The following is a 1,918-nucleotide window of genomic DNA, read 5'->3' on the forward strand; positions in this document are numbered from 1 at the left end:
CTCCAGCCCAGGTGCAGCGCCATCAGCACGGTGAAGACGACGAAGGCCAGGGCGATGGGGCGGTCGAGCAGGATGGCGATGTCGCCCCCCGACAGGATCACCGACTGGCGCAGGTTCATCTCCAGCATGGGAGTGACGATGAAGGCCACCAGGAAGGTGACGAAGGAGTAGTCGAACTTCTTCAGGAAGTAGCCGAAGATGGCGAAGGCGAACACCGTGATCAGGCCGAAGGTGCCATAGCCCTGGACCTGGATCCCCGCCAGGCACAGGAAGATCACCACCGGGATCACGATGTGCGGCGGCACGCTGGTGACCTTGGCGAAGATACGCAGGCCGTACCAGCCCACCGCCAGCATCAAGAGACTGGCCACGATCATGCCCGAGAACAGCGTGAACAGCATCTCCGGGTGGTCGCGCAGCATCAGCGGCCCGACCTGGATGCCGTGGATCATGAACGCCCCCACCAGCAGCGCCGCCGAGACGCTGCCGGGGATGCCCAGGCCGAACAGCGGAATGTAGCTGGCCGGGATCACCGCGTTGTCCGAGGCCTCGGCGGCGGCGATGCCGTTGGGGTTGCCCTTGCCGAAGCTGTCGGGATCCTTGGCGCTGCGCTTGGCCAGGCCGTAGGCCATGAAGGCCCCCACCGACGGCCCCAGGCCCGGCAGGGCGCCGACGAAGGCCCCCACCCCGGTACTCTTGAAGATGGTCGGCAGGGTGCCCTTGAACTCCTGGAAGGAGAGATCGTCCGCCTTGTCGTGGCCCAGCTTGATCACACTGGCGTCCTTGTTGCGGCGATACTCGTCGAGCTGCACGAACATCTCGGCCAGCGCCAGGGTGCCGATCACCAGCGGCAGGATCGGCACGCCCTCCATCAGCTCGGCGTAGCCGAAGGTCAAGCGCGCCGCCCCGGTTTCCGGATCGAGCCCCACGGTGCCCAGGATGATGCCCATGCCGCCGGCGGCCAGGCCCTTGAGGAACGAGCCCCCCGCCATGCCGGCGATGAACACCAGGGCGAAGATCAGGATGGCCGCCAGCTCGTAGGGGCCGAAGCGCAGTGCCACCGAGGCAAACGGAATGGCCACCGCGATCAGCAGCAGCGTCGCCAGCAGGTCGCCGATCACCGAGGCCAGCAGGCCCACCTTGAGTGCCTTGCGCGGCTTGCCGGAGCTGGCCATGGGGTAGCCGTCCAGGCAGGTGGCCGCCGACGACGGCTCGCCCGGCGTATTGAGCAGGATCGCCGAGACCGCACTGCCCGCGGCGGTGCCCTTGGACAGGCCGATCAGAAAGGCAATGGCCGCATAGGCCGACATGTAGAAGGTCAGGGGGATGGCGATGGCGATGGCCACCGCCCGGTTGAGCCCCGGGATCACCCCGACGATATAGCCCAGCAGCACCCCGCCGAGAATGATGGCGATGGACTCATAGTGCAGCGCCGCGGCGAAAGAGGACAGAATGGCATCGAATCCGATCATCTCACACCACCCCGATGCGCATCAGATGCGCGGTCAGGCCATAGAGGCCGGCGGCGGGAATCACCGCCGTCAGCAGCACCACGTGCCAGCGGCGCTCGCCCAGCAGCAAGAGCAGGGAGCCGATCATGAACGGCGCCACCCAGGTCAGGGGAAAGCGGTCCACCAGCACGATGAAGCCCAGCACGAAGAGGAACGGCCAGGACTGATGCCAGAGGTGGCCGAGTTCGGGCAGGCGAAAGAAGGGCAGGCGCTGGCGGATCAGGGCGATGGCGCTGAGCAGGGCGAGGGCGAGGGCGCAGACCAGCATGACCCAGGCGCCGAGGGTGGCCAGGGCGCGGGGATGCATGCCGACGGCGAAGCCGCGTCCGCCGTAGGTGGGGACGACCCAGGTGAGCAGCAGCACCGCGAGGGCGGCGACGCCCAGGCCGGACCAGAAGTTCATGCGT

2 protein-coding genes are annotated in these 1,918 nt (G+C 67.4%); both read right to left on the reverse strand.

From position 1 onward, the window contains the following. The coding region (locus tag H1D44_RS20615) for a tripartite tricarboxylate transporter permease (protein ID WP_181517139.1) at positions 1 to 1,472 on the reverse strand (1,472 nt) is incomplete at its 3' end. 1 nt (position 1,473) lies between these two features. Next, positions 1,474 to 1,918, reverse strand: a 445-nt coding sequence (locus H1D44_RS20620; protein ID WP_244964858.1) for a hypothetical protein, incomplete at its 5' end; no start/stop codon positions are given.

The sequence above is a fragment of the Billgrantia kenyensis genome (assembly GCF_013697085.1).
Taxonomy (GTDB): domain Bacteria; phylum Pseudomonadota; class Gammaproteobacteria; order Pseudomonadales; family Halomonadaceae; genus Halomonas; species Halomonas kenyensis.